Genomic DNA, 20,970 nt, shown 5'->3' with positions numbered 1-20,970 from the left:
CCCAACGGACTTCCGGCGGGGGACACTAGGCCGTGTCCCGCGGATCTCGACCGCGGAACTCGCGCCCCGGATCGCCCCTAGCGGCCGGGCCGGACACGGCCCGGCCCTCGTGACAGGGTGACGGGGTGATGTACGACGTTGCGGCGGTTCGCGCGCACTTTCCGGCCCTGACGGCGGGATATGCCCACTTCGATGGCCCTGGCGGCTCCCAGGTCCCCGCTGAGGTAGCGAATGCGGTGGCACGCACGTTGGTCGCGCCGCTGGCCAACCGCGGCCGGGTCACCGCCTCCGAACGCGCCGCCGACGACATCGTCCTGGCGGCCCGCCGTGCCGTTGCCGACCTGCTCGACGCCGAGCCGGGAGGTGTCGTCTTCGGCCGCAGCATGACCCAGATCACCTTCGACATCGCCCGCACGCTCGCGGCCACGTGGGAACCGGGCGACGAGGTCGTGGTCACCTCACTCGACCACGACGCCAATATCCGCCCGTGGGTGCTTGCCGCGGAGGCGGTGGGCGCCCGCGTGCGCTGGGCCGAGTTCGACCCCGCGACCGCGGAGCTCCCCGCGGAGGCGGTGGCGGAGGTCCTCTCCCCACGCACGCGGCTCGTCGCCGTCACGGCCGCGTCGAACCTGCTCGGCACCTGCCCGCCGGTCCGTGCGATCACCGACCTGGCGCACGACGCGGGCGCGCTCGCCTACGTCGACGGCGTGCACGTCACCGCGCACCTGCCCGTGCACGTCGAGGCACTGGGCGCGGACTTCTTCGCCTGCTCGCCGTACAAGTTCCTCGGGCCGCACTGCGGCGTGCTCGCGGCGGTGCCCGCCCTGCTGGAGGAGCTGCGCCCGCAGAAGCTGCTGCCCTCGCCCGACGTCGTGCCGGAACGCTTCGAGCTCGGCACCCTGCCCTACGAGCTCCTCTCCGGCACCACGGCGGCGATCGACTTCCTCGCGGGGCTCGGGACCGGCGACACCCGGCGGGACCGGATAGTCACCGCACTGGGCGCCATCGGAGCCCACGAGGACCGGCTCCGGGAGCGGATCGAGGACGGCCTCGCCCAGCTCCCCGGCGTAACGGTGCTGTCGCGGGCGGCCCACCGCACACCCACGCTGCTCGTCACGTTCGCCGACCGGGAGCCCGCGTCCGCCTACGCGTTCCTCGCCGAGCGCGGCGTGCACGCCCCAGCGGGGACCTTCTACGCCCTCGAGCCGTCGCGCCGCCTCGGCCTCGGCGACGGCGGGGCGCTGCGGATCGGCCTCGCGCCCTACGTCGACGACTCCGATGTCGACCGCCTACTCACGGGGCTCGCGGAGTTCCTGGAGGCCTGAACACCCCGGTGGTCGAGTAGGGCCGGCGCTACTCGACCACCGGGTGGTGCTCCGGCTCTAGGCGACGAACGCCGGGTCGAGGCGCTCGCGCAGGCGGCGCAGGCCGTCGGAGGTGTAGCGCTTGACCGCGCCGGTGGACAGCTGCATCACCTCGGCCGCCTCGGCCACGGACAGCTGCCACTGCATGCGGATGACGACGGCCTCGCGCTCGCGCGGGGAGAGCGCGGCGAGCGCGTCGCGCAGCACCGCGGCGTCGGCGACCTGGGTGGAGACGTCGACCGGGGCGCTCGGGGCGTCGTCGGCGCGGTCCGGGTCGTCGATGCTGACGTTGGCCCGGGCCGGGATCACCTCGCGCAGCTCGCGGTTGATCTCGTTGCAGACGGCCGTGAGCACGTACGCCTGCATGTTGGTGATCTCCGGCGGGTCGCCCTGCTGGCGGCGCAGGATCTTCTCGAATGCCCGCTGCACGACGTCCTCGGCGCGGCCCGGATCGCCGACCTTGCGCGTGGCGTAGCGGATCATGGCGGGCGAGCGCTCCCGGTAGGCGGTGGCGAGCCGCTCGGCGAACGCCGCGGCGTCGACGCGCGACACCCGCCCGATCCGCGACCGCCCGGGCGGTACCAGCCCGAGAATCGTGCCCTCGCCCTGGTCGGCCGCGAGCTGCAGCAGCCGCGCGAGAAGCGGGAATTCCTCGACATGATCGACGTCCACGCTGCCCCCCGGAGTCATGGGCTCACATCCTACGGGGACGGCCGACGATCTCCCGTTCAGATTCCGCGCCGGCCGGCCGCCCTTGTGTGCTCGAAGATGAGGTTGGTCTCGGTGCCCGCGATGCCGGGGTCGCGGTTGAGGTGGTCGGCCACGAACGCGCGCAGTGCGTCGGTGCTGGCGGTGGCGACGTGCAGCAGGAAGTCGTTGGCGCCCGCGACGAAGTAGACGTCGAGTACCTCGGGCCGCCGGGACAGGGCCGCGACGTGCTCGGTCAGGCTCCCGCGGGCATTCGGCTGGAGCCGGATGGCGATCATGGCCTCGAGGTCGTGGCCGAGGGCGCGCGGGTCGATGTCGGCGTGGAAGCCGCGGATCACGCCGTTCGCCCGCAGGGCGCGCACGCGGGCGAGGCAGGTGGACTGGGCGATGCCGACGCGGTCGGCCAGCTCCTTGTTGGAGATGCGCGCGTCGTCGGCGAGGACCCGCAGGATCGCCCGGTCCGTCGCGTCGAGGCGAACCTCCTGCGGCCGGAGCGCCCGTTCTGGTCGCGAACCTGCAGGTGGTAGTGGCATCTGGGCAATCTACCGAATCTTCTCCCGATGAAGTTGCCGGCAGTCGGCAGTATCTTCATTCTCGGCCCATGAGGATCGGTGTTCCCCGCGAGGTCAAGAACCACGAGTACCGGGTGGCGCTCACCCCGGCGGGCGCGCAGGAGCTCACGCGCGCCGGGCACCACGTGCTCGTCGAGCACGGTGCCGGCGTCGGCAGCTCGATCAGCGACGCCGACTTCGAGGCGGCAGGCGCCCGCATCGTGGCGACCGCCGACGAGGTGTGGGCCGCCGCGGATCTCTTGCTCAAGGTCAAGGAGCCGATCGAGCAGGAGTACCACCGGCTGCGACGCGACCAGGTGCTGTTCACCTACCTGCACCTCGCGGCGTCCAAGGCGTGCACGCAGGCCCTGCTCGACGCCGGCACCACCGCCATCGCCTACGAGACAGTGCGCCTGCCCGATGGCAGCCTGCCGCTGCTCGCGCCGATGAGCGAGGTCGCGGGCCGGCTCGCGCCGCAGGCAGGCGCCAACGCCCTCATGCGTGCGGCCGGCGGGCGCGGAGTGCTGCTGGGCGGGGTGCCCGGCGTGCGGCCGGCGAACGTCGTGGTGATCGGCGCGGGGGTGGCAGGCCAGAACGCCGTGGCCATGGCCGTCGGGCTCGGCGCCGACGTCACGGTGCTCGACCTCGACATCGCCAAGCTGCGGCAGGTCGACGAGCGCTACGCGGGGCGGGTGCGCACCGTCGCCTCCAACAACCACGAGCTGGAGAAGGCCTGCCTGGACGCCGACCTCGTGATCGGCGCCGTCCTCGTGCCCGGTGCCCGCGCCCCGCGGCTCGTGAGCAACGACCTGGTGCGGCGGATGAAGCGCGGCTCCGTGCTCGTGGACATCGCGATCGACCAGGGCGGGTGCTTCGAGGACTCGCGGCCCACCACGCACGCCGACCCGATCTACACCGTGCACGGCTCGGTGTTCTACTGCGTGGCCAACATGCCCGGCGCCGTGCCGCACACGTCCACGTACGCGCTGACCAACGCCACGCTCCCGTACGTGCTGCGGCTGGCGAACCTGGGCTGGTCCGACGCGCTCGCGGCCGACCCCGCCCTCGCGGCAGGCCTCTCGACGCACGACGGCGCACTCACCAACCTGCAGGTCGCCCACGACCTCGGCCTGCCCTACGCCGACCCGCACACGCTCATCGCGGCCTGAGCCGCATCCCCTGCGCGGCTCGCGTGCACTCCCACCGCGACTCGCGTACGTCCAGACCGCGACTCGCGGAGATGGGGACCCCTATCTCCGCGAGTCGCGGTCTGGATGCGGCTGAGTCGCTGGCTGGGTGCACGCATGTCGCGCGCTCGGGTACGCCTTCCAGGCGTGTGGTGTACGCCGCGCGTCGGGGAGCCCGGCGGCGCATAGGGTTCCGCCGTGAACGAGTGGTGGGTCATCGCGCTCGCGGTGCTGCCCGTATTGGGGCTGCTCGCGGTCGTCGTGGTCCGCGGGCGCCGCCACGCCGTCGACCCCGATTCGCTGACCGCCGAGCCGGAGGATCGCCCGCTCGCCGCCGTGGTGGTGAACCCCACGAAGATCGAAGCGGGCACGCGGCAGCGGATCGAGTCGGTCTGCACCGGGCTCGGCTGGGCGGATCCGCTGTGGCTGGAGACCACGGTGGAGGACCCCGGCACCGGGCAGGCGAAGCTCGCGATCGAGAAGGGTGCCGACGTCGTCCTCGCCTGCGGCGGGGACGGTACCGTCCGCTCGGTGGCGGAGGCGCTGGCCGGCACCGGGGTTGCGATGGGCCTGGTGCCCGTGGGCACCGGCAACCTGCTCGCCCGCACCGTCGGCACGCCGGACAACGTGGCGGTCGCCACCCGCGTGGCGCTCACCGGCGACGACCGCGCCATCGATGTTGGACGCATCCGGATCGACGGCGCGGACGAGGAACGGGTGTTCCTGGTGATGGCCGGCACCGGGTTCGACGCCGCGATCATGGAGAGCACGCCGGAGGCGCTGAAGGTCAAGGTCGGCCCGCTCGCCTACGTGATCTCCGGGCTGCGCGCCATGCGCGGGCGGCGCATCCGCGTGACCCTCAGCCTCGACGACGGCCCGCCGCTGCGCCGCCGCACCCGCACCGTCCTCGTCGGGAACAGCGGCACCCTGCTGGGCGGGCTCGTCCTCATGCCGCGCGCGAACATCGACGACGGTGTCCTCGACGTGGTGAGCCTCGCGCCGGGCACGCTCGCGGGCTGGATCGCGGTGGCCCTGCGCGTGATCACGAAACGCCCACGGGGACACGCACGCGTCGAGCACTGGCAGGCCCGCTCCATCGTGATCCGCACGGAGAACCCCCAGCCGTGCCAGGTGGACGGCGACCCGGTGGGCAACGCGCAGGAACTCTCCATCCGCGTCGAGCCGAGCACGCTGGTGCTGCGCGTGCCGGACGTCGCGCCACCGGACGCGCCGGACGCGGGGTAGGACGGGAATGCGCACGATCTACGTGATCGGTATCGGGGCCGGGGACCCCGACCACCTCACGCTGCAGGCCGTGGCCGCGATGAACCGCGCCGACGTGTTCTTCACGATCGACAAGGGGGAGGCGAAGGCCGAGCTGGCCGGGCTGCGCGCCACGCTCGTCGCCCGCCACGTCACGCGGCCGCACCGGGTGGTGACCGCCCGCGATCCGGAGCGGGATCGCGGCGCGCCCAGCGGGCGGTACGCGGGCGCGGTGGCCGACTGGCAGGAGCGCAGGGCGGAGCTCTACGAGCGGATGCTCGTCGACGAGCTCGGCGAGGACGAGTGCGGCGCGTTCCTGGTGTGGGGCGACCCGGCGCTCTACGACGGGACGCTGCGAATCCTGGAGCGGATCCGCGCCCGTGCCGTCGTCGCGTTCGAGGTGATCTCGATCCCGGGGATCAGCGCCGTGCAGGCGCTCGCCGCGGCGCACCGGATCCCGCTGAACCGGGTCGGGCGGCCGGTCATCGTCACGACGGGGCGCAGGCTCGCCGACGAGGGACCGCCGCAGGGCGTCGACGACGTCGTCGTGATGCTGGACGCGGTGGACGCCTTCGCCGCGCTGCCCGACGACCTGTGGGACATCTACTGGGGGGCCTACCTCGGCACTCCCGACGAGGCGCTCGTGCACGGCCGCCTCCGGGACGTGAAGGCGGAGATCGTGCGGCTGCGCGGCGAGCTCCGTGCCCGCAAGGGGTGGATCATGGACACCTACCTGCTGCGGCGGCGGAGCCGGTGACCCCGCACCACGTGCTGGTGCTCGGAGGCACCCACGAGGCGCGCCGCCTCGCGATCGCGCTGCACCATGACCCCGCGTTCGCCGTGACGTCGTCGCTCGCGGGGCGGGTCGCGGTGCCCCGGCTGCCCTGCGGCGACGTCCGCATCGGCGGTTTCGGGGGCGCCGCCGGCCTCGCGGCGTGGTTGCGGGGCCACCGCACGGACGCGGTCGTCGACGCCACGCACCCGTTCGCCGCCCGCATGACGGCCAACGCGGTGGCCGCCACCGCGGCGGTCGGCGTGCCGCTGATCGTGCTGCGACGGCCCGGCTGGATCGAGGGGCCGGGGGACCGCTGGCACCGAGTGCCGGCCGCTGCGGCCGCCGCCGCGCTGGTGCCCCGGCTGGGCGCGCGGGTGTTCCTCGCGATCGGCAGCGGCGATCTGGCGGCGTTCGCCCGGCTGGACGCATGGTGCCTGCTGCGTGCCGTCGACCCGCCGCCCCCGCCGCTCCCGGCCCGGCACCACCTCGTGGTCGCGCGCGGCCCGTTCACCGCGGACGCCGAGCGCGCGCTGCTGCGCGAGCACCGCGTCGAGGTGCTCGTCGCGCGGGACAGCGGCGGCGAGCTGACCGCGGCGAAGCTGGTGGCCGCGCGGGAGCTCGGCCTCCCCGTCGTGCTGATCGCCCGCCCGCCCGCGCCGGACGCACCCGTCGTCGCGAGCGTGGAGGAGGCGGTGGCGTGGCTGGCCGCGGCCCTCCCGGGGCGGCCGTGATCCCACCGCGCGCTCGGGTCAGCGCTCGGCGAAGCGGTCGAGGGCGGCCGTGACGTGCGCGCGCATCGTGTCGCTGCCCGTGTGGCCCGAGTCCTCGACGATCACCAGCTCCGCGTCCGGCCACGCGCGGGCGAGCTCCCATGCCGTGCCGGGCGGACCGCCGATGTCGAGGCGACCGTGTACGAGGAACCCGGGGATGCCGGCGAGCCGGCCTGCGTCGCGCAGCAGCGCGCCTTCCTCCAGCCAGACGCCGTGGGAGAAGAAGTGGGTGCAGATGCGCACGAACGCCAGCTGCGCGAGCGGCGGGCGGTTGCCGTAGACGCCGGGGCGGGCGTTCGGCTCCGCGGAGAGGACAGCGTCCTCCCATGCGATCCACTCCCGCGTGGCCTGCTCCCGTACGGCGGCGTCGGGGAGGGCCACGAGGCGCGCGTACGCCGCCACGAGGTCGCCGTCGCGGTCGGCGGGCGGCACGCCAACGCGGAAGCGCTCCCAGGCTTCGGGGTAGAAGCGCCCGACACCGCGGTAGAGCCAGTCGATCTCCGACCGGCGCGTGGTGGTGACGCTCGCGATCACGATCTCCGAGACGCGGTGGGGGTACCGCTGCGCGTACGCGAGGATCAGCGTCGAACCCCACGACCCGCCGTGCAGAAGCCACCGGTCAATACCGAGGTGCTCGCGCAGCCGCTCCATGTCGGCGATGAGGTGCGCGGTGGTGTTCACGCTCATGTCGGTTGCGGGGTCGCTCGCGTGCGGCGAGCTGCGGCCGCAACCGCGCTGGTCGAACAGCACCACCCGGTAGCGGCTCGGGTCGAACGCCCGCCGCTGGCCGGGCGTGCACCCGGAGCCCGGGCCGCCGTGCACGACGAGCGCCGGCTTGCCGTCCGGGTTGCCGCAGGCCTCCCAGTAGAGGCGGTTGCCGTCGCCCACGTCGAGCACCCCGTGGTCGTACGGCTCGATGGGCGGGTACACGCCAGTCACGTTAGTGATCAAGCAGGGCGGGCCGCGAACAGGATGTGGGTGCCGCCGTCCCTTGCCCCGGGTTCGGCGCACGCGGCGATTTCGTGATCGAGGAAGCGGCGCCAGCGGTCGCGGTCGGCGGCGAGGTGCGCGAGCGCGTCGGGGTCCCCGGCCGACGCCCAGTTGCTCGCGCTCCCGTCGACGAGCTCCCCTCCCGCCTCGTCGACGAGCGCGACCACGTCCGACCACCTGTACCTGCGGACGGAACTCTCCCCGTCGGCCTGCCCGTCGAGGCCCGGTGGGTGGTGGCGCCACGCCCCGAGCAGCGAGAGCACCGACGCGACGACGACGCCGTCCGGCGCGACGACGCGCAGCAGCCCGCGCAGCAGCCCGGCCGCACAGCCGTACGCGGCCGACAGCGGGCACCCGTAGGCGAGCACCACGTCGAACTCCCCGGCGGCGTACCGGCTCACGTCCGCGGGGTCGAGCACCTCGCGTCGCAGCACGCTGCGCTCGGCGGGAGTGCCGCGCACCCTGCGTTCGTGGGCGGCCAGCCGCGCGGACGACGGATCGGTGACCACGACATGGCAGGCCCGCGCCGCGAGCTCGGTGGTGAACCGGTTGGCCCCCGCCTCGAGCTCCAGCACGCGCGCACCCCGAGGGACGAACCGGCGCAGGAACCGGCGGTGGACCTCGCGGCTCACCTGGCCGCTCGGGTCGGTGTCGGGTCGGCTCCCCCCGTGCTCACCCAGCCGGTCGAAATGCCTGCGCACCGCCCCCACCGCCGCACTGTGATCCACGGGTCCGACGATGGAGGGACTCGGCTGAGCTCACTCTCAGTTCACACCGGAGGAAATTCCGCTCTCACGCCGAGCAGGCGAACGGGGCGCCGGGAGCCGAACAGTTCGAGCACGTCGAGGGCGGCCTCGGCGAACCGGTCGGCGTCGGTGGTGGGTGCGTCGAGCGTGGCGCTGCGCGTGTAGGTCGAGAACGGCGCGAACCGGACCTTCACCGCCACGCGCGCCGCCGGACGGCCCGCGCCCTCGATCTCGGCGGCCACCCGGCGGGCGAGCGCGGCGACCTCGGTGCGGACGTCCGCCCAGTCGGTGATGTTCTCCTGGAACGTCGTCTCGTGGCTGCGCGACCTCGGCACCCACGGCGTGCCCTCCACGACCACGCGGCCGATGCCGCGGCCCAGCTGCACGTACCAGGGCCCCAGCGCGGGACCGAGCTCGGCGGCCAGCGCGGCCGGGTCGGCTGCGGCCAGCTCCCGGACGGTGGTGATGCCTCGCTCGGCGAGCTTGCGCGCGGTCTTCGTGCCGATGCCCCACAGCGCCTGGGTGGGACGGTCGAACATCACCTCGGCCCAGTTGGCCACGGTGAGGCGGTACACGCCGTCGCCGGCGCCGGGCTTTGCGAACTGGGTGGCGAGCTTGGCACGCAGCATGTTGTCGCCGATGCCGACGGAACAGTGCAGCCGGGCGCGTTCGAGGACGTCGGCCCGGATCGCGGCGGCGAGTGACTCCGGGTCGCCGGTCTCGGCGCCGACGAACGCCTCGTCCCAGCCCATCACCTCGACGACGACGCCGGGCCGGTCCCGCAGCGTCGCCATGACCTCCTCGGAGATCTCCTCGTAGTGCGCGTTGTCGGCCGGCAGGAACACCGCGTCGGGGCAGCGCTTCGCCGCCGTGCGCAGCGGCATCCCGGAGCGCACCCCGAACTCGCGCGCCTCGTAGGACGCGGTGGCGACGACCGCTCGCTGCGTCGGATCGCCCTTCCCGCCCACGACGACCGGTCGTCCGGCCAGCTCCGGGTGGCGCAGCACCTCGACCGCGGCCAGGAACTGGTCCAGGTCGACGTGCAGCACCCAGTAGGCCACCCCATCAGTGTGCCGTGACCTTCTGCATACGCCAGATGTCCTAAGGTGATCGACCGAGCCCGGATCCAGGGGCACGGGGAACCGGGAGGTCGCGTGAAGAGCCCTCGCGCAGTCGGGTGGGCTGTCGCGGCCGTCGTCGCGGTTCTCGCCACCGCGGGCGCGTCGTCGCTGGGGCCGGTTCCGGCCGCATCGGTGGCGCCACAAGCCACTCGCACAGGCTCGGTACCGGCGGGCCACGCCACCTTCACCGTGCTGCTCGACGGCCCGGCGGCCCGCGACGGGGCGGTCGCGGCGATCGAGGCCGGTGGCGGGCACCTGCTGCGGGAGAACGCTGCGGTCAACGCGCTCGTGGCCGACGCACCACCCGAGGGGTTCGTCGAGCGGGTGTCGGCCGTCGACGGCGTGTTCGGCGCGACGCGCGCCCAGGTGCTGGGCACGGCGCAGTCGGTGGCATCCCGCAGGGGCGTCGTGCGCGCGGACCCGGCCGCGGCCGGACCCACCGGGCTCGACCCGCTCGACGCGCGGCTGTGGGGCCTGTCGATGATCCGGGCGGACGCCGTGCGTGCCGTGCAGGCGGGCGACCGGCGGGTGCTCGTCGGCGTCCTCGACACCGGTGTCGACGGGAGCAACCCCGACATCGCGCCGAACCTCGACAGGGCGCTCTCGCGCAACTTCGTCACCGACATCCCCACCGACCCGACCGGGGCGCAGCAGGACGGCCCGTGCGAGTTCGAGGGCTGCGTCGACCCGCCCGACTACGACGGCGGCGGCCACGGCACCCACGTCGCGGGCACGGTGGCGGCGGCCGCGAACGGGGCCGGGCTGTCCGGTGTGGCGCCGAACGTCACGCTGGTGAACATCCGCGCGGGCCAGGATGCGGGTCTTTTCTTCCTCCAGCCGGTGATCGACGCCCTGACCTACGGCGCCGACATCGGCCTCGACGTGATCAACATGTCGTTCTACGTGGACCCGTGGCGCTACAACTGCATCGACAACCCGTCCGACCCTCCCGCGGCGCGGATCGAGCAGCGCACCACGGTGGAGGCGATGAACCGGGCCCTCGAATACGCGCACGCCAAGGGCGTCACGCTGATCGGGTCGCTCGGCAACGAGAACGAGGACCTCGGCCGCCCGCGCCAGGACACGAGCAGCCCCAACTACCCGCCCGGCTCGGAGTACGCGCGCCCGATCGACAACGCGACGTGCAGCAACCTGCCGGTGGAGGGTCCGCACGTGATCGGGGTGTCCGCCGTCGGGCCGAGGGGGGAGAAGGCGGACTACTCGAACTACGGCGTCGAGCAGATCTCACTGGCCGCGCCGGGCGGCAACAGCGGCCTCGGAGGGAACGAGGACCTGATCCTCTCGACGTACCCGAAGAGCATCCTGCAACAGGACGGCGACGTCGACGCCGCGGGCGAGATCACCCCGAAGGGCAGCGGCGGCGGGGTGCAGAAGGTCTGCGGCGCCGACCCGAACGCCCCGTGCGGCTACTACGCCTACCTGCAGGGCACCTCCATGGCCGCGCCCCACGTCACCGGCGTGGCCGCGCTGGTGGTGAGCAAGTTCGGTCTGCCCGACCCGGCGCACCCGGGCGGGCTCACCATGGATCCCGCCGCCGTGGAGCGCGCGCTCACGGGCTCGGCGCACGAGACCGCGTGCCCGGTCACCGCGCTGCCGACGGCGCCGTGCGAGGGCTCGGCGAGCTTCAACGGCTACTACGGCAACGGCGTCGTGGACGCGGTCGCCGCGCTCGACCTGCCGGCCGGTTAGTGCGGCGTCGCCGCCTACGAGGCCTCCTGGCGCCGCCGCGCAGGCCGATCCGGGCCCTGCCTCCTGACGGCGCCGCGCAGTGTGCGGGGCCGCCCCTCCCAGGTCAAGGGCGCTGCGCGTCGCTTCGCGAGCGCTGCGCGCCCCTTGACCTGCGAGCCTCTGCGGCCCCTCGGGCAAGCAGAGCGGGCAGGCCGAGGGCCTGCCCGGTGGGCGCGCGGCGCCGCCAGGAGGCGGAGTCGCGGGGAGCTTGTTGCATTCGCACACCTGGTTTGGGCTGGCGCACCCCTTCTGGCGCCACGCGGCCAGCCGACGGGCCGCGTCGGCGGAGAACGGGTGCGTGACCTGTGAAGATCGTTCCGAGCCGCACGTAACGGCCCCGCCGGGGACTGTGATGCGCACCTCGCACCGATCATGGGCCTGTTCTGGCTCCGGGATCGGAGATTCGGCGCGTTCCCGGGCGGCTTTCGCCCGTTTTCGCGCCGAAGCCTCGATCATGCCCGTGGGACCGGCCTTCGGTGGCGCCGCGCGCCCGAGGGGCAGGCCCTCGGCCTGCCCGCTCAGCCCGCCGCCGGCAGGGGCACGATCTTGCGCACCACCGACGACGCCATGCGCAGCGATCCGATCCCCGTGGGGTGGAACGGGAACGGGTCGGCCATGCCCTGCAGGTCGGGTCCGAGCCCGTCGGTTCCCTTCTCGCACAGCATGGAGAGCTGGGGATCGGCCACGGCGAAGCCGTACTTCTGCGCGCCGGCGGTGAGGACGTCGTTGAGCTGCTTGTTGCGGTCGTTCAGCAGCTCGATCTTGACCGGGTCGAGGCCGGGGTAGCCCTCGGCACGGGTGTCGGCGCAGTCCGCGTCGGGTGGGAAGGCGCCGTAGGAGGTCATGATGATCACCTGCGGCCTGCCGGGCAGCTGGTTGAGGTCGATCAGCAGGTCGCCGTACACGCGGTCGAACGCGGCGAGGCGGTAGTCGAACTCGCCCTGCGTGAGGCGGTCGGAGCAGTCGGGGACGCCGTAGCAGTAGCGCAGGAAGTCGATCCAGCCCACGTCGTTCGGGCCGATCGCGACCACGACGAACCGCAGGTCCTGCGCCTGCTTGAGCACGCCGACCTGGGCGGGCACCGAGCGGCCTCCCGCGTCCTGCGGACCGCGCAGCCCGCTGGTGATGGTGGCGCTGGGACAGGCCAGGTTCAGCACCCTCGCGGGCAGGAGGTGACCGACCTCCGCGGCCAGTGAGTCGGTGCTGCGCTGGCAGGCGACGTCGTCGGCGGTGCCGTCCGGGACGGGGGGCCCGCCGAGGCGGGCCGCGCGCGAATCGCCGATGACGGCGCCGTCGAAGCCGGTGATCGGCGGCCCCACCGCGTCGGGGGTGAGGTGGTAGGCGCCGACGAGCTGGGCCAGCGAGGTGACGCCGCGCAGGCCCTGCACGGAGCCGGTGACCGCGAGCGCCCCGGAGACCAGCCACGCGAGTACCGCCGTGACCAGTGCGATGACGGTCATCCGGCGGGCCGCGCGCACGCAGTAGGAGAAGATCTCGTGCAGCGGCTCGTGCTCGCCGCCCTGTGTTCGGCTCTGGCGCCGCAGCACGACAAGGGTGCGGATGCCGGCGGCGCCGCCCGCGGCCGCGAGCGTGAACGCGAGCAGCCCGAGCCCGCCGAGGACGTACCACGTGAGGAACCCGCGGGTGACGGCCCCGATCGCGTCGTCCTGCGCCTGGGGACCCCCGACGGGGTCGAAGACGGCGGCCGCGGCGGAGTTGCGCTGCACCGGGCCCATGGTGAGCTCAGGGCGAAGCGGGCCGTAGACGTGCATCTGGTCGATGTCGAGCGCGGTGTTGCCGACCTGCACGAGCCGGGCCGGCCCCGCGATGGACAGGTCCGGCGGCCGGGCGCCGACGGTGATGTGCTGGCCGAACACCTCCAGGTCCTGCGCCGGGGTGAGCGCGACCGTGACCGGGATACCGACGCCCAGACAGAACAGGACCAGCACGATGGTCGGCCACGAACGCAGCTCCCTGAGTACTGTCCGCCCGCTGCGCTTCGCGTCCAGTGCTCCACCTCCGTGATCTCGGGAGCGGATCTCGAGCCGCCTCCACTATGCGTCGGCCCGGTGGCCGAGGGTACGACCGACCGGCCTATCCCGGCGGAGGCTTCGGACCACGGCGTGCCTGCGTTACGTGACGGCCGGTTACGGCGCGGCCCGCACCGCGAGCAGCGCCACGTCGTCGTCGAGGGGCTCGGTGGAGAACCGCTCCACGGCCTCCCGCACGGCACCCACCACCTGCACGGCGGGACGTCCAGCCGCCCGCGCGGCCACCCGGAGCAGCCGTTCCGCCCCGAACTGCTCGCGGCCCCTTCGCCGCTCGGTGACGCCGTCGGTGTAGACGAGCAGGGTGTCACCCGGGTTGACGCGGTGCTGGGTGCAGGTCAGCCGGACGGTGGGCACGAGCCCCACCGCCGTGCCGAACGTGCCGATCAGCTCCGCGGTGCCGTCCGCCCGCACGAGCACCGGTTGGACGTGCCCGGCGAGCACGAGGTCGACGTCGAGCCCGCCGCGCGACGCGCCGTGCGAGTGGGCAGGGCCGCCGCCGGCGCCCCGGTGGCGCCTGCGCACCATCGCCGCGGCGAGCGTGCAGAACTGCAGCGGGTCGTCGGCCTCGATCATGACCTCGTTGAGACGCTCGACGGCGCGCGGCAGGGAGCGGTCGTCGCGCACCAGCACCCGCAGCACGTCGCGCACCAGCCCGGTGCGTGCCGCGGCGCGCGCGCCCTTTCCGCACACGTCGCCGATCGACACCAGCCACCGGGACGGGTCGACGGTGAGCACGTCGTAGAAGTCGCCGCCGACGTCGCTGCCGGAGCTCGCGGGCAGGTACTCCGCGGCGAAGTCCAGGCCGGGCACCACCGGCAGCGCCCGCGGCAGCAGTGCCTGCTGCAGCGCCTGGGAGACCGCGACGTGCGCTCCGGTGCTCTGCGCGTTGTGGATCGCCAGTGCGGCCCGCCGGGCGACGTCGCCCGCGAGCACGACGTCCTCCGGGCTGTGGGGCCGGTTCGGCGGCCTGCCGACGAGCAGAGTGCCCAGCGTGCGGCCGCGGGCCCGCAGCGGTAGCGCGATCCCGTCGGTGGGCACGGCGAACCGGACGGCCGACGAGCCGTTGCGCACCACGTCGGAGAGTCGGGTGCGCAGCTCGGCGGGCAGCCCGGGGTGGCCGTCCGGGTCGAGAACGGCGCGCAGCTCGGGCAGGGCGTCCTCGTCGGCGTGTGTGAGCGCGGCCAGGCGCATACCGCCGGAGGGCTCGACCAGGTGCACGGCGCACCAGCGACCCAGCCGGGGTACGACGACCTGGGGCACCACCGCCACCGCGAGGTCCACGTCGAGCGACTGCCCGAGCAGCTCGCTCGTCTCGGCGAGGTAGGTCATCCAGGAGCGCCTGCGCTGGTCCACCGCGCGCAGCCACTGCGACTCCACCGCCATCGCCACGCGGTATGCGATGAGTTCGGTGAGGTCACGGGTGCGTTCCGGGTCGCCTGCGGCCGCTCCACCGAGGCGGTGCGTGACGCGCAGGATCCCGCGCAGCGGCGCGGTGGTGGGCAGCCGTACCTCGACGCGGCGGCCGGTGTCGGTCCCGACGCCGGTGATGATCTCGCCGCCGGTGGAGAGTCCCGGGTCGGGGATGCCGTCGCGGGTGATCTCGCGCGCGCCGGTGCCGTCGCCCTCGTCGACCTCCACGCTCACCGACTCGGCGTCGAGGAGCTCGCGCAGCCTCCGGACGAGCTCGGCGACGAGCTCGTCCGGTTCGAGCCGGTCGACGAGCCCCGGCGGTACGTGCAGCAGCCATCGGGCTTGCTCGGCGGTGGTCCAGACCCGCTCGGCGTCCGGCGGGGCCGGCGGGGCCGATGCCGCGGTGGGCCGCTCCTCGCGGGCGAGGGAGAACCAGATGACGTGGCGGCCGTCGGCCTCGTGCCGGGTGCCCCACGTGGTGGCCAGCCGCTGCACGAGCGCGAGGCCGCGTCCGTGGCTCGCCGCGCGGCCGTAGCGCTGGCGGGGCTGGGCCAGGTGCAGTTCGAGGGGGCCCGGCCCGCGATCGGTGACGGCGACGGTGACGTCGGCCTCGGTCACCGTGAGAGTGACCTCGAACTCGGTGCCGGCGTGCAGGACCGCGTTCTCGCACAGCTCGCTGGCCAGCAGGACGGTCGTGTCGACGATGTCGGGGTCGACGGCGGTGTCGACGGCAGAGCCGTCGCCGGACGGGTCGTCGGCCTCCTCGAGCTCGCGTAATGCTTCCTGCAGCATCCGTCGGGCTCGACCGGCTGATCGCGGGTCCGGCGGCAGCCTGGTCCGCCGCTCGAGCAGAACGGGCACGGCGTGCAGTCTGCACCCCTCACCGGTCGGGTGCCCACTCCACCGGTGTGCCGCAACGTGCGGGGTCGGATCCGCTGCGCATCCACTAGGGTCGAGTGCTGCGGCGGCCGCGCCGGTGCTCCGGCCCTAGATGGATGCGGCGCGCGCCCGTGCCCGGTCGCCGGTCGAGCAGTGGAGGGACGGCCGAATGACCACGACCCCGCGCCAGAGCACCGAGCCGCCGGGCGCAGGCCCGTCGTCGGGTGCGCAGGTGGCGGCCCCGGAGACGGCCCAGGAGGCGGCGCAGTCGACGCCCCACGAGTCGGCACTTCTGCACGAGCTCGCCGACATCCTGCACCAGGTGCGGCGCGGGCGGTTCGACGTCCGGCTGCCGAGGCGGGCGGGTTCCCCCGGCGAGCTGGTCGACCAGGTCAACGACCTCGTGGCGCTCCTGGAGCGCCGCAACCGCGACATCCTGCGGATCAGCCGGACGGTCGGCCGGGAGGGCCGGATGTCCGAGCGGCTGAACGAGGAGGCCTACGACGGCGCGTGGGCCCACGGTGTGCAGGCGGTCAACGCGCTGATCGACGACCTCGCCGCGCCGACGGCGGAGATCGCGCGTGTGATCGAGGCGGTGGCCGAGGGCGACCTGTCCCAGCACATGGCCCTCGAGATCGAGGGCAGGCCGTTGCGCGGCGAGTTCCGCCGGATCGGCCGCACCGTGAACACGATGGTGGATCAGCTGTCGTCGTTCGCCGACGAGGTCACGCGCGTGGCCCGCGAGGTCGGCACCGAGGGGATGCTCGGCGGGCAGGCCGACGTGCGCGGCGTCGCGGGTACGTGGCGCGCGCTCACCGACTCGGTGAACGCGATGGCGAGCAACCTGACCAACCAGGTCCGCTCGATCTCGAGCGCGGCCACGGCGGTGGCCAAGGGCGACCTATCCCGCAAGATCACGGTGAGCGCTCGCGGTGAGATCGCCGAGCTCGCCGACACGATCAACTCGCTCACCGACACGCTGCGGCTGTTCGCCGACGAGGTCACCCGGGTCGCGGTGGAGGTGGGCACCGAGGGCCGCCTCGGTGGGCAGGCCGCCGTGCCGAACGTCGCAGGCACCTGGAAGAACCTCACCGATGCGGTGAACCTGATGGCGGCCAACCTCACCAACCAGGTGCGTGGCATCGCCGATGTGGCCACCGCCGTGAAGAGCGGCGACCTGTCGCAGAAGATCACCGTCGACGCGAGGGGTGAGATCCTCGAGCTCAAGTCGACCGTGAACACGATGGTGGATCAGCTGTCGAGCTTCGCCGACGAGGTCACGCGGGTGGCGCGCGAGGTGGGCACCGAGGGCAAGCTCGGTGGCCAGGCCGCGGTTCCGACGGTGTCGGGCACGTGGCGCGACCTCACCGAGAACGTGAACCAGCTGGCCGGGAACCTCACGGCGCAGGTACGCAACATCGCACAGGTCACCACGGCGGTCGCACGTGGCGATCTGTCGCAGAAGATCACGGTGGATGCTCAAGGGGAGATCCTGGAGCTGAAGTCGACCGTGAACACGATGGTGGATCAGCTGTCGAGCTTCGCCGACGAGGTCACGCGGGTGGCGCGTGAGGTGGGCACCGAGGGCAAGCTGGGTGGTCAGGCGGAGGTGAAGGGCGTCGCAGGCACGTGGCGCGACCTCACCGACAACGTGAACTACATGGCGTCCAACCTGACCCACCAGATGCGCAACATCGCGCAGGTCACCACTGCCGTGGCGCAGGGCGACCTGTCGCAGAAGATCACCGTCGACGCCAGGGGAGAGATCCACGAGCTCAAGTCGACCGTGAACACGATGGTCGATCAGCTGTCGTCGTTCGCGGACGAGGTCACGCGGGTGGCGCGTGAGGTGGGCACCGAGGGGAAGCTCGGTGGTCAGGCGGAGGTCAAGGGCGTCGCCGGCACGTGGCGGGACCTCACCGAGAACGTGAACCAGCTGGCCGGGAACCTCACGGCGCAGGTGCGCAACATCGCGCAGGTCACCACGGCGGTCGCGCAGGGTGACCTGTCGCAGAAGATCACGGTGGATGCGCGGGGCGAGATCCTCGAGGTCAAGTCGACCGTGAACACGATGGTGGATCAGCTGTCGTCGTTCGCGGACGAGGTCACGCGTGTGGCGCGTGAGGTGGGCACCGAGGGCAAGCTGGGTGGTCAGGCCACGGTGAAGGGCGTCGCGGGCACGTGGCGGGACCTCACCGAGAACGTGAACGAGCTGGCGGGGAACCTCACGGCGCAGGTGCGCAACATCGCGCAGGTCACCACGGCGGTCGCACGGGGTGACCTGTCGCAGAAGATCACGGTGGATGCGCGGGGCGAGATCCTCGAGGTCAAGTCGACCGTGAACACGATGGTGGATCAGCTCTCGTCGTTCGCCGACGAGGTGTCCCGGGTGGCCCGTGAGGTGGGCACCGAGGGCAAGCTGGGTGGTCAGGCCACGGTGAAGGGCGTCTCGGGCACGTGGAGCGACCTCACGGAGAACGTCAACCAGCTTGCGGCCACCCTCACCACGCAGCTGCGGGCGATCTCGGCGGTCTCCACCGCGGTGGCGAGCGGTGACCTGACGCAGCAGATCACGGTGGCGGCCCGCGGCGAGATCGCGGACCTCAAGGACACGATCAACCAGATGATCGGCAACCTCCGTGAGACCACGCTGGAGAACGCCGAGCAGGGCTGGCTCGACTCGAACCTCGTGCGCATCGGCGGGTTGCTGCAGGGGCAGCGCGACCTCAACGAGGTCTGCCAGATGATCATGAACGAGGTCGCGCCGCTGGTGAACGCCCAGGTCGGAGCGTTCTTCCTGTCGGCGGAGCCGTCGATCATCTCGGGCGGTGACCCGGACCGCTGGGTCATGACCGGTGGCTACGCCATGACGGCGGGGGACCCACCGCTGTCGTTCGGGCCCGGGGAAGGGCTCGTCGGCCAGGCCGCCGCCACCCGCCAGGTCGTGCTCGTCGAGGGCGTGCCGCCCGGATACCTGCCGATCCGCTCGGCCGTCGGCGCGGCGTCGCCACGGGCGGTGGTCGTGCTCCCGGTGCAGTTCGAGGGCGAGTGCCTCGGTGTGATCGAGCTGGGGTCGGTGGTGCCGTTCTCGCCGCTGCACCTCACGTTCCTGGAGCGGCTGGTCGCCTCGATCGGCGTCGCGATCACCACGATCCGGGCGAACCGGCGCACCGAGGAGCTGCTGTCGCAGTCCCAGGTGCTCGCGATGGAGCTGCAGGACCAGTCCGCCGAGCTCCAGCGCGCCAACGCCGAGCTGGAGGAGAAGGCCGAGCAGCTGTCCCAGCAGAACCGCAACGTCGAGATCAAGAACATGGAGATCGACGCGGCGCGCCGCGGCGTCGAGGAGAAGGCGCAGCAGCTGGCGCTCGCCAGCCAGTACAAGTCGGAGTTCCTGGCCAACATGAGCCACGAGCTGCGCACGCCGCTCAACTCGCTGCTGCTGCTCGCCCGGCTGCTCGCCGACAACCCGAACAACAACCTCACCGAGAAGCAGATCGAGTTCGCCAGCACGATCCACAGCGCGGGCTCCGACCTGCTGCGGCTGATCGACGACATCCTGGACCTCTCCAAGATCGAGTCAGGCCGGGTCGACGTCGATCCGGCACCGGTGGACCTCGCCCAGGTGTGCTCGTCGGTCGAGCAGGCCTTCCGGCCGCAGGCCGAGGAGAAGGGCCTCGAGATGCGGGTCGAGGCCACCACCGAACTGCCGGCGACCATCACCACCGACGAGCAGCGGCTGCAGCAGGTGCTGCGCAACCTGCTCGCCAACGCCGTGAAGTTCACCGATTCCGGCCACGTGAGCCTCGGCGTCTCCGCCGTGCCGTCCGGCACGCTGCACGGCGTGCCCGCGCTGGACTCGGCCCGCACCGTGATCGCCTTCACGGTCGGTGACACGGGGATCGGGATCCCGCAGGAGAAGCTGGAGATGATCTTCGAGGCGTTCCAGCAGGCCGACGGCACCACCAGCCGCAAATACGGCGGCACCGGCCTCGGGCTGTCGATCTCCAAGGAGCTCGCGCGGATGCTCGGGGGCAAGATCGAGGTCACGTCGCAGCCCGGCGAGGGATCGGTGTTCACCCTCCTGCTGCCCGACGAGCTGCCCCCGGTCACGGCGGCGGCAGCCCGCATGACACCGCGCCCACCGATCCCGGCGCTCGCGCTCCCGGAGCGGGCCCTGGAGCCACCCCGCCCGGCGGCATCGCCGAACCCGATCCTGCGCACGGGGCCGGGCGGGCCCGCAGGCGTGCGGCCCGCGCTGGAGCTGGCCGGCGTCACCGTCCTCATCGTCGACGACGACGTGCGGAACGTGTTCGCGCTCACCAGTGCGCTCGAGCTGCACGGCCTCACCGTGCTCTACGCCGACAACGGCAGCGAGGGGATCCGCCTGCTCACCGAGCACCCCGAGGTCGACGTGGTGCTGATGGACGCGATGATGCCCGACCTGGACGGCAACGAGACCACACGGCGGATGCGCCGGTTGCCGCAGGGCCGTGACCTGCCGATCGTGTTCCTCACCGCCAAGGCGATGCCCGGCGACCGCGAGTCGAGCCTCGCCGCCGGGGCCACCGACTACGTCACGAAACCGGTCGACCTCGACGAGCTGCTCGCGCTCATGGGGTCGTGGGTGACACCACGGCGCGGGCGGGCGGGCACCACCGGGATCAGTGCCGTAGGCGGTGGGCAGTGATCCGCCAGACCGCGCGGGTGCTCGCCGTGGACGACCGCCGGGAGAACCTGCTCGCCCTGCAGGCCATCCTCGAGGGACTGCCGATCGAGCTGGTGGCGGTCACCAGCGGTGAGGACGCGCTGAAGCGGCTGCTCGTCGAGGACTACGCGGTGATCCTGCTCGACGCACACATGCCCGGGATGGACGGCTTCGAGACGGCGGGGCACGTCAAGCAGCGCGAACGCACCCGCCACATCCCGATCCTGTTCCTCACCGCCGTCGACTACGACCCGCACCTCGCCTTCCGCGGCTACCAGGCCGGAGCGGTCGACTACATCACCAAGCCCTTCGACCCCTGGGTGCTGCGCTCGAAGGTGGCCGTGTTCGTCGACCTGTGGACCACCCACACCCAACTCGCCGACCGGGCCGGCGAGGTCGTGGTGCTGCGGAACGTGATCGACGAGGCCATCGAGCTGCTGGAGGGCGGCGACCCGGCCGACGTGGCCCGCGCCCGCGCCCGGCTGGCGGCGGTGAGAGGGGCGAGGATCAGCTCGGCTTAGGGTCCGCGCGGTCCCGGGAGCGGCTGCGCGGCGCCACCGAAGGCGGTCTGGGCGGGCATGATCAAGGCCTCGGTGCCCTCACGGCCGTATGTGGCCGACCGGGCGCCCATGCGGTGATCATGGGCATCGACCGGCGCGCAGCTATCATGGAGATCATCAGATGGGTGCCTCCACGGCCGT

At 73.0% G+C, this 20,970-nt stretch carries 15 protein-coding genes; 8 read left to right on the top strand and 7 right to left on the bottom strand.

The annotated features are described in order from the left end of the window. Window positions 1–128 precede the first annotated feature (128 nt). Complete coding sequence (locus tag K1T35_RS25215; protein ID WP_370645520.1) at window positions 129–1,325, top strand: cysteine desulfurase-like protein; 1,197 nt, start codon at window positions 129–131, stop codon at window positions 1,323–1,325. 57 nt (window positions 1,326–1,382) lie between these two features. On the opposite strand, the gene K1T35_RS25210 is transcribed toward K1T35_RS25215, so the two are convergent. Continuing rightward, a complete protein-coding gene (locus K1T35_RS25210) occupies window positions 1,383–2,054 on the bottom strand; it encodes an RNA polymerase sigma factor (RefSeq protein WP_220254156.1) in 672 nt (223 codons plus the stop codon). 38 nt (window positions 2,055–2,092) lie between these two features. Next, entirely contained in the window at window positions 2,093–2,605 is a 513-nt protein-coding gene (locus K1T35_RS25205; protein ID WP_220254155.1) for an Lrp/AsnC family transcriptional regulator, read from the bottom strand. Window positions 2,606–2,673: 68 nt separating this feature from the next. Here K1T35_RS25205 and ald point away from each other — a divergent pair, with 68 nt between their 5' ends. The 4 genes from ald to K1T35_RS25185 all read left to right on the top strand — a co-directional run bounded on the left by ald (window position 2,674) and on the right by K1T35_RS25185 (window position 6,579). Beyond that, window positions 2,674–3,792 (top strand): alanine dehydrogenase, encoded by a 1,119-nt coding sequence (ald, locus tag K1T35_RS25200; protein WP_220254154.1) that lies wholly within the window; start codon window positions 2,674–2,676, stop codon window positions 3,790–3,792. Window positions 3,793–4,008: 216 nt separating this feature from the next. After that, complete coding sequence (locus K1T35_RS25195; protein ID WP_220254153.1) at window positions 4,009–5,055, top strand: diacylglycerol kinase family protein; 1,047 nt, start codon at window positions 4,009–4,011, stop codon at window positions 5,053–5,055. 7 nt (window positions 5,056–5,062) lie between these two features. Further along, window positions 5,063–5,830, top strand: a complete 768-nt coding sequence (gene cobF / locus K1T35_RS25190; protein ID WP_220254152.1) for a precorrin-6A synthase (deacetylating) — start codon at window positions 5,063–5,065, stop codon at window positions 5,828–5,830. Further along, a complete protein-coding gene (locus tag K1T35_RS25185; protein ID WP_255620683.1) occupies window positions 5,827–6,579 on the top strand; it encodes a cobalt-precorrin-6A reductase in 753 nt (250 codons plus the stop codon). The genes cobF and K1T35_RS25185 overlap by 4 nt, the downstream gene beginning before the upstream one ends. A gap of 18 nt (window positions 6,580–6,597) precedes the next feature. Here the strand turns inward: K1T35_RS25185 and pip are convergent, their stop codons facing one another. From pip to K1T35_RS25170, 3 genes are read right to left on the bottom strand one after another with little or no spacing between them, the layout of a single operon-like run. Beyond that, window positions 6,598–7,557, bottom strand: coding sequence for a prolyl aminopeptidase (gene pip / locus K1T35_RS25180; RefSeq protein ID WP_220254151.1), 960 nt, complete (start codon window positions 7,555–7,557; stop codon window positions 6,598–6,600). A gap of 8 nt (window positions 7,558–7,565) precedes the next feature. Continuing rightward, window positions 7,566–8,336, bottom strand: a complete 771-nt coding sequence (locus tag K1T35_RS25175; RefSeq protein WP_220254150.1) for a bifunctional 2-polyprenyl-6-hydroxyphenol methylase/3-demethylubiquinol 3-O-methyltransferase UbiG — start codon at window positions 8,334–8,336, stop codon at window positions 7,566–7,568. Between the two features lie 41 nt (window positions 8,337–8,377). Further along, window positions 8,378–9,415 (bottom strand): DNA polymerase IV, encoded by a 1,038-nt coding sequence (locus K1T35_RS25170; protein ID WP_220254149.1) that lies wholly within the window; start codon window positions 9,413–9,415, stop codon window positions 8,378–8,380. A 93-nt stretch (window positions 9,416–9,508) separates the two neighbouring features. Between K1T35_RS25170 and K1T35_RS25165 the strand changes: the two genes are divergently transcribed. After that, window positions 9,509–11,185, top strand: coding sequence for a S8 family serine peptidase (locus tag K1T35_RS25165; protein WP_255620682.1), 1,677 nt, complete (start codon window positions 9,509–9,511; stop codon window positions 11,183–11,185). A 557-nt stretch (window positions 11,186–11,742) separates the two neighbouring features. Here the strand turns inward: K1T35_RS25165 and K1T35_RS25160 are convergent. Beyond that, window positions 11,743–13,173 (bottom strand): GDSL-type esterase/lipase family protein, encoded by a 1,431-nt coding sequence (locus K1T35_RS25160; protein WP_220254148.1) that lies wholly within the window; start codon window positions 13,171–13,173, stop codon window positions 11,743–11,745. A gap of 198 nt (window positions 13,174–13,371) precedes the next feature. Continuing rightward, the gene (locus K1T35_RS25155) at window positions 13,372–15,546 is read right to left on the bottom strand and encodes a SpoIIE family protein phosphatase (protein ID WP_220254147.1); all 2,175 of its coding nucleotides are present in this window, start codon (window positions 15,544–15,546) and stop codon (window positions 13,372–13,374) included. A 187-nt stretch (window positions 15,547–15,733) separates the two neighbouring features. On the opposite strand from K1T35_RS25155, the gene K1T35_RS25150 reads away from it, so the two are divergent. Both K1T35_RS25150 and K1T35_RS25145 read left to right on the top strand, forming a co-directional pair. Continuing rightward, window positions 15,734–20,251, top strand: a complete 4,518-nt coding sequence (locus K1T35_RS25150; RefSeq protein ID WP_220254146.1) for a HAMP domain-containing protein — start codon at window positions 15,734–15,736, stop codon at window positions 20,249–20,251. Next, window positions 20,248–20,790 carry a two-component system response regulator gene (locus K1T35_RS25145; RefSeq protein ID WP_220254145.1) on the top strand — a complete coding sequence of 181 codons (543 nt, stop codon included), beginning with the start codon at window positions 20,248–20,250 and terminating at the stop codon, window positions 20,788–20,790. Before K1T35_RS25150 ends, K1T35_RS25145 begins: the two co-directional genes overlap by 4 nt. Window positions 20,791–20,970 lie beyond the last annotated feature (180 nt).

Origin of the sequence: Pseudonocardia sp. DSM 110487 (genome assembly GCF_019468565.1) — a bacterium.
Lineage (GTDB): Bacteria > Actinomycetota > Actinomycetes > Mycobacteriales > Pseudonocardiaceae > Pseudonocardia.
This window is presented reverse-complemented; position numbering and strand designations above follow the sequence as displayed.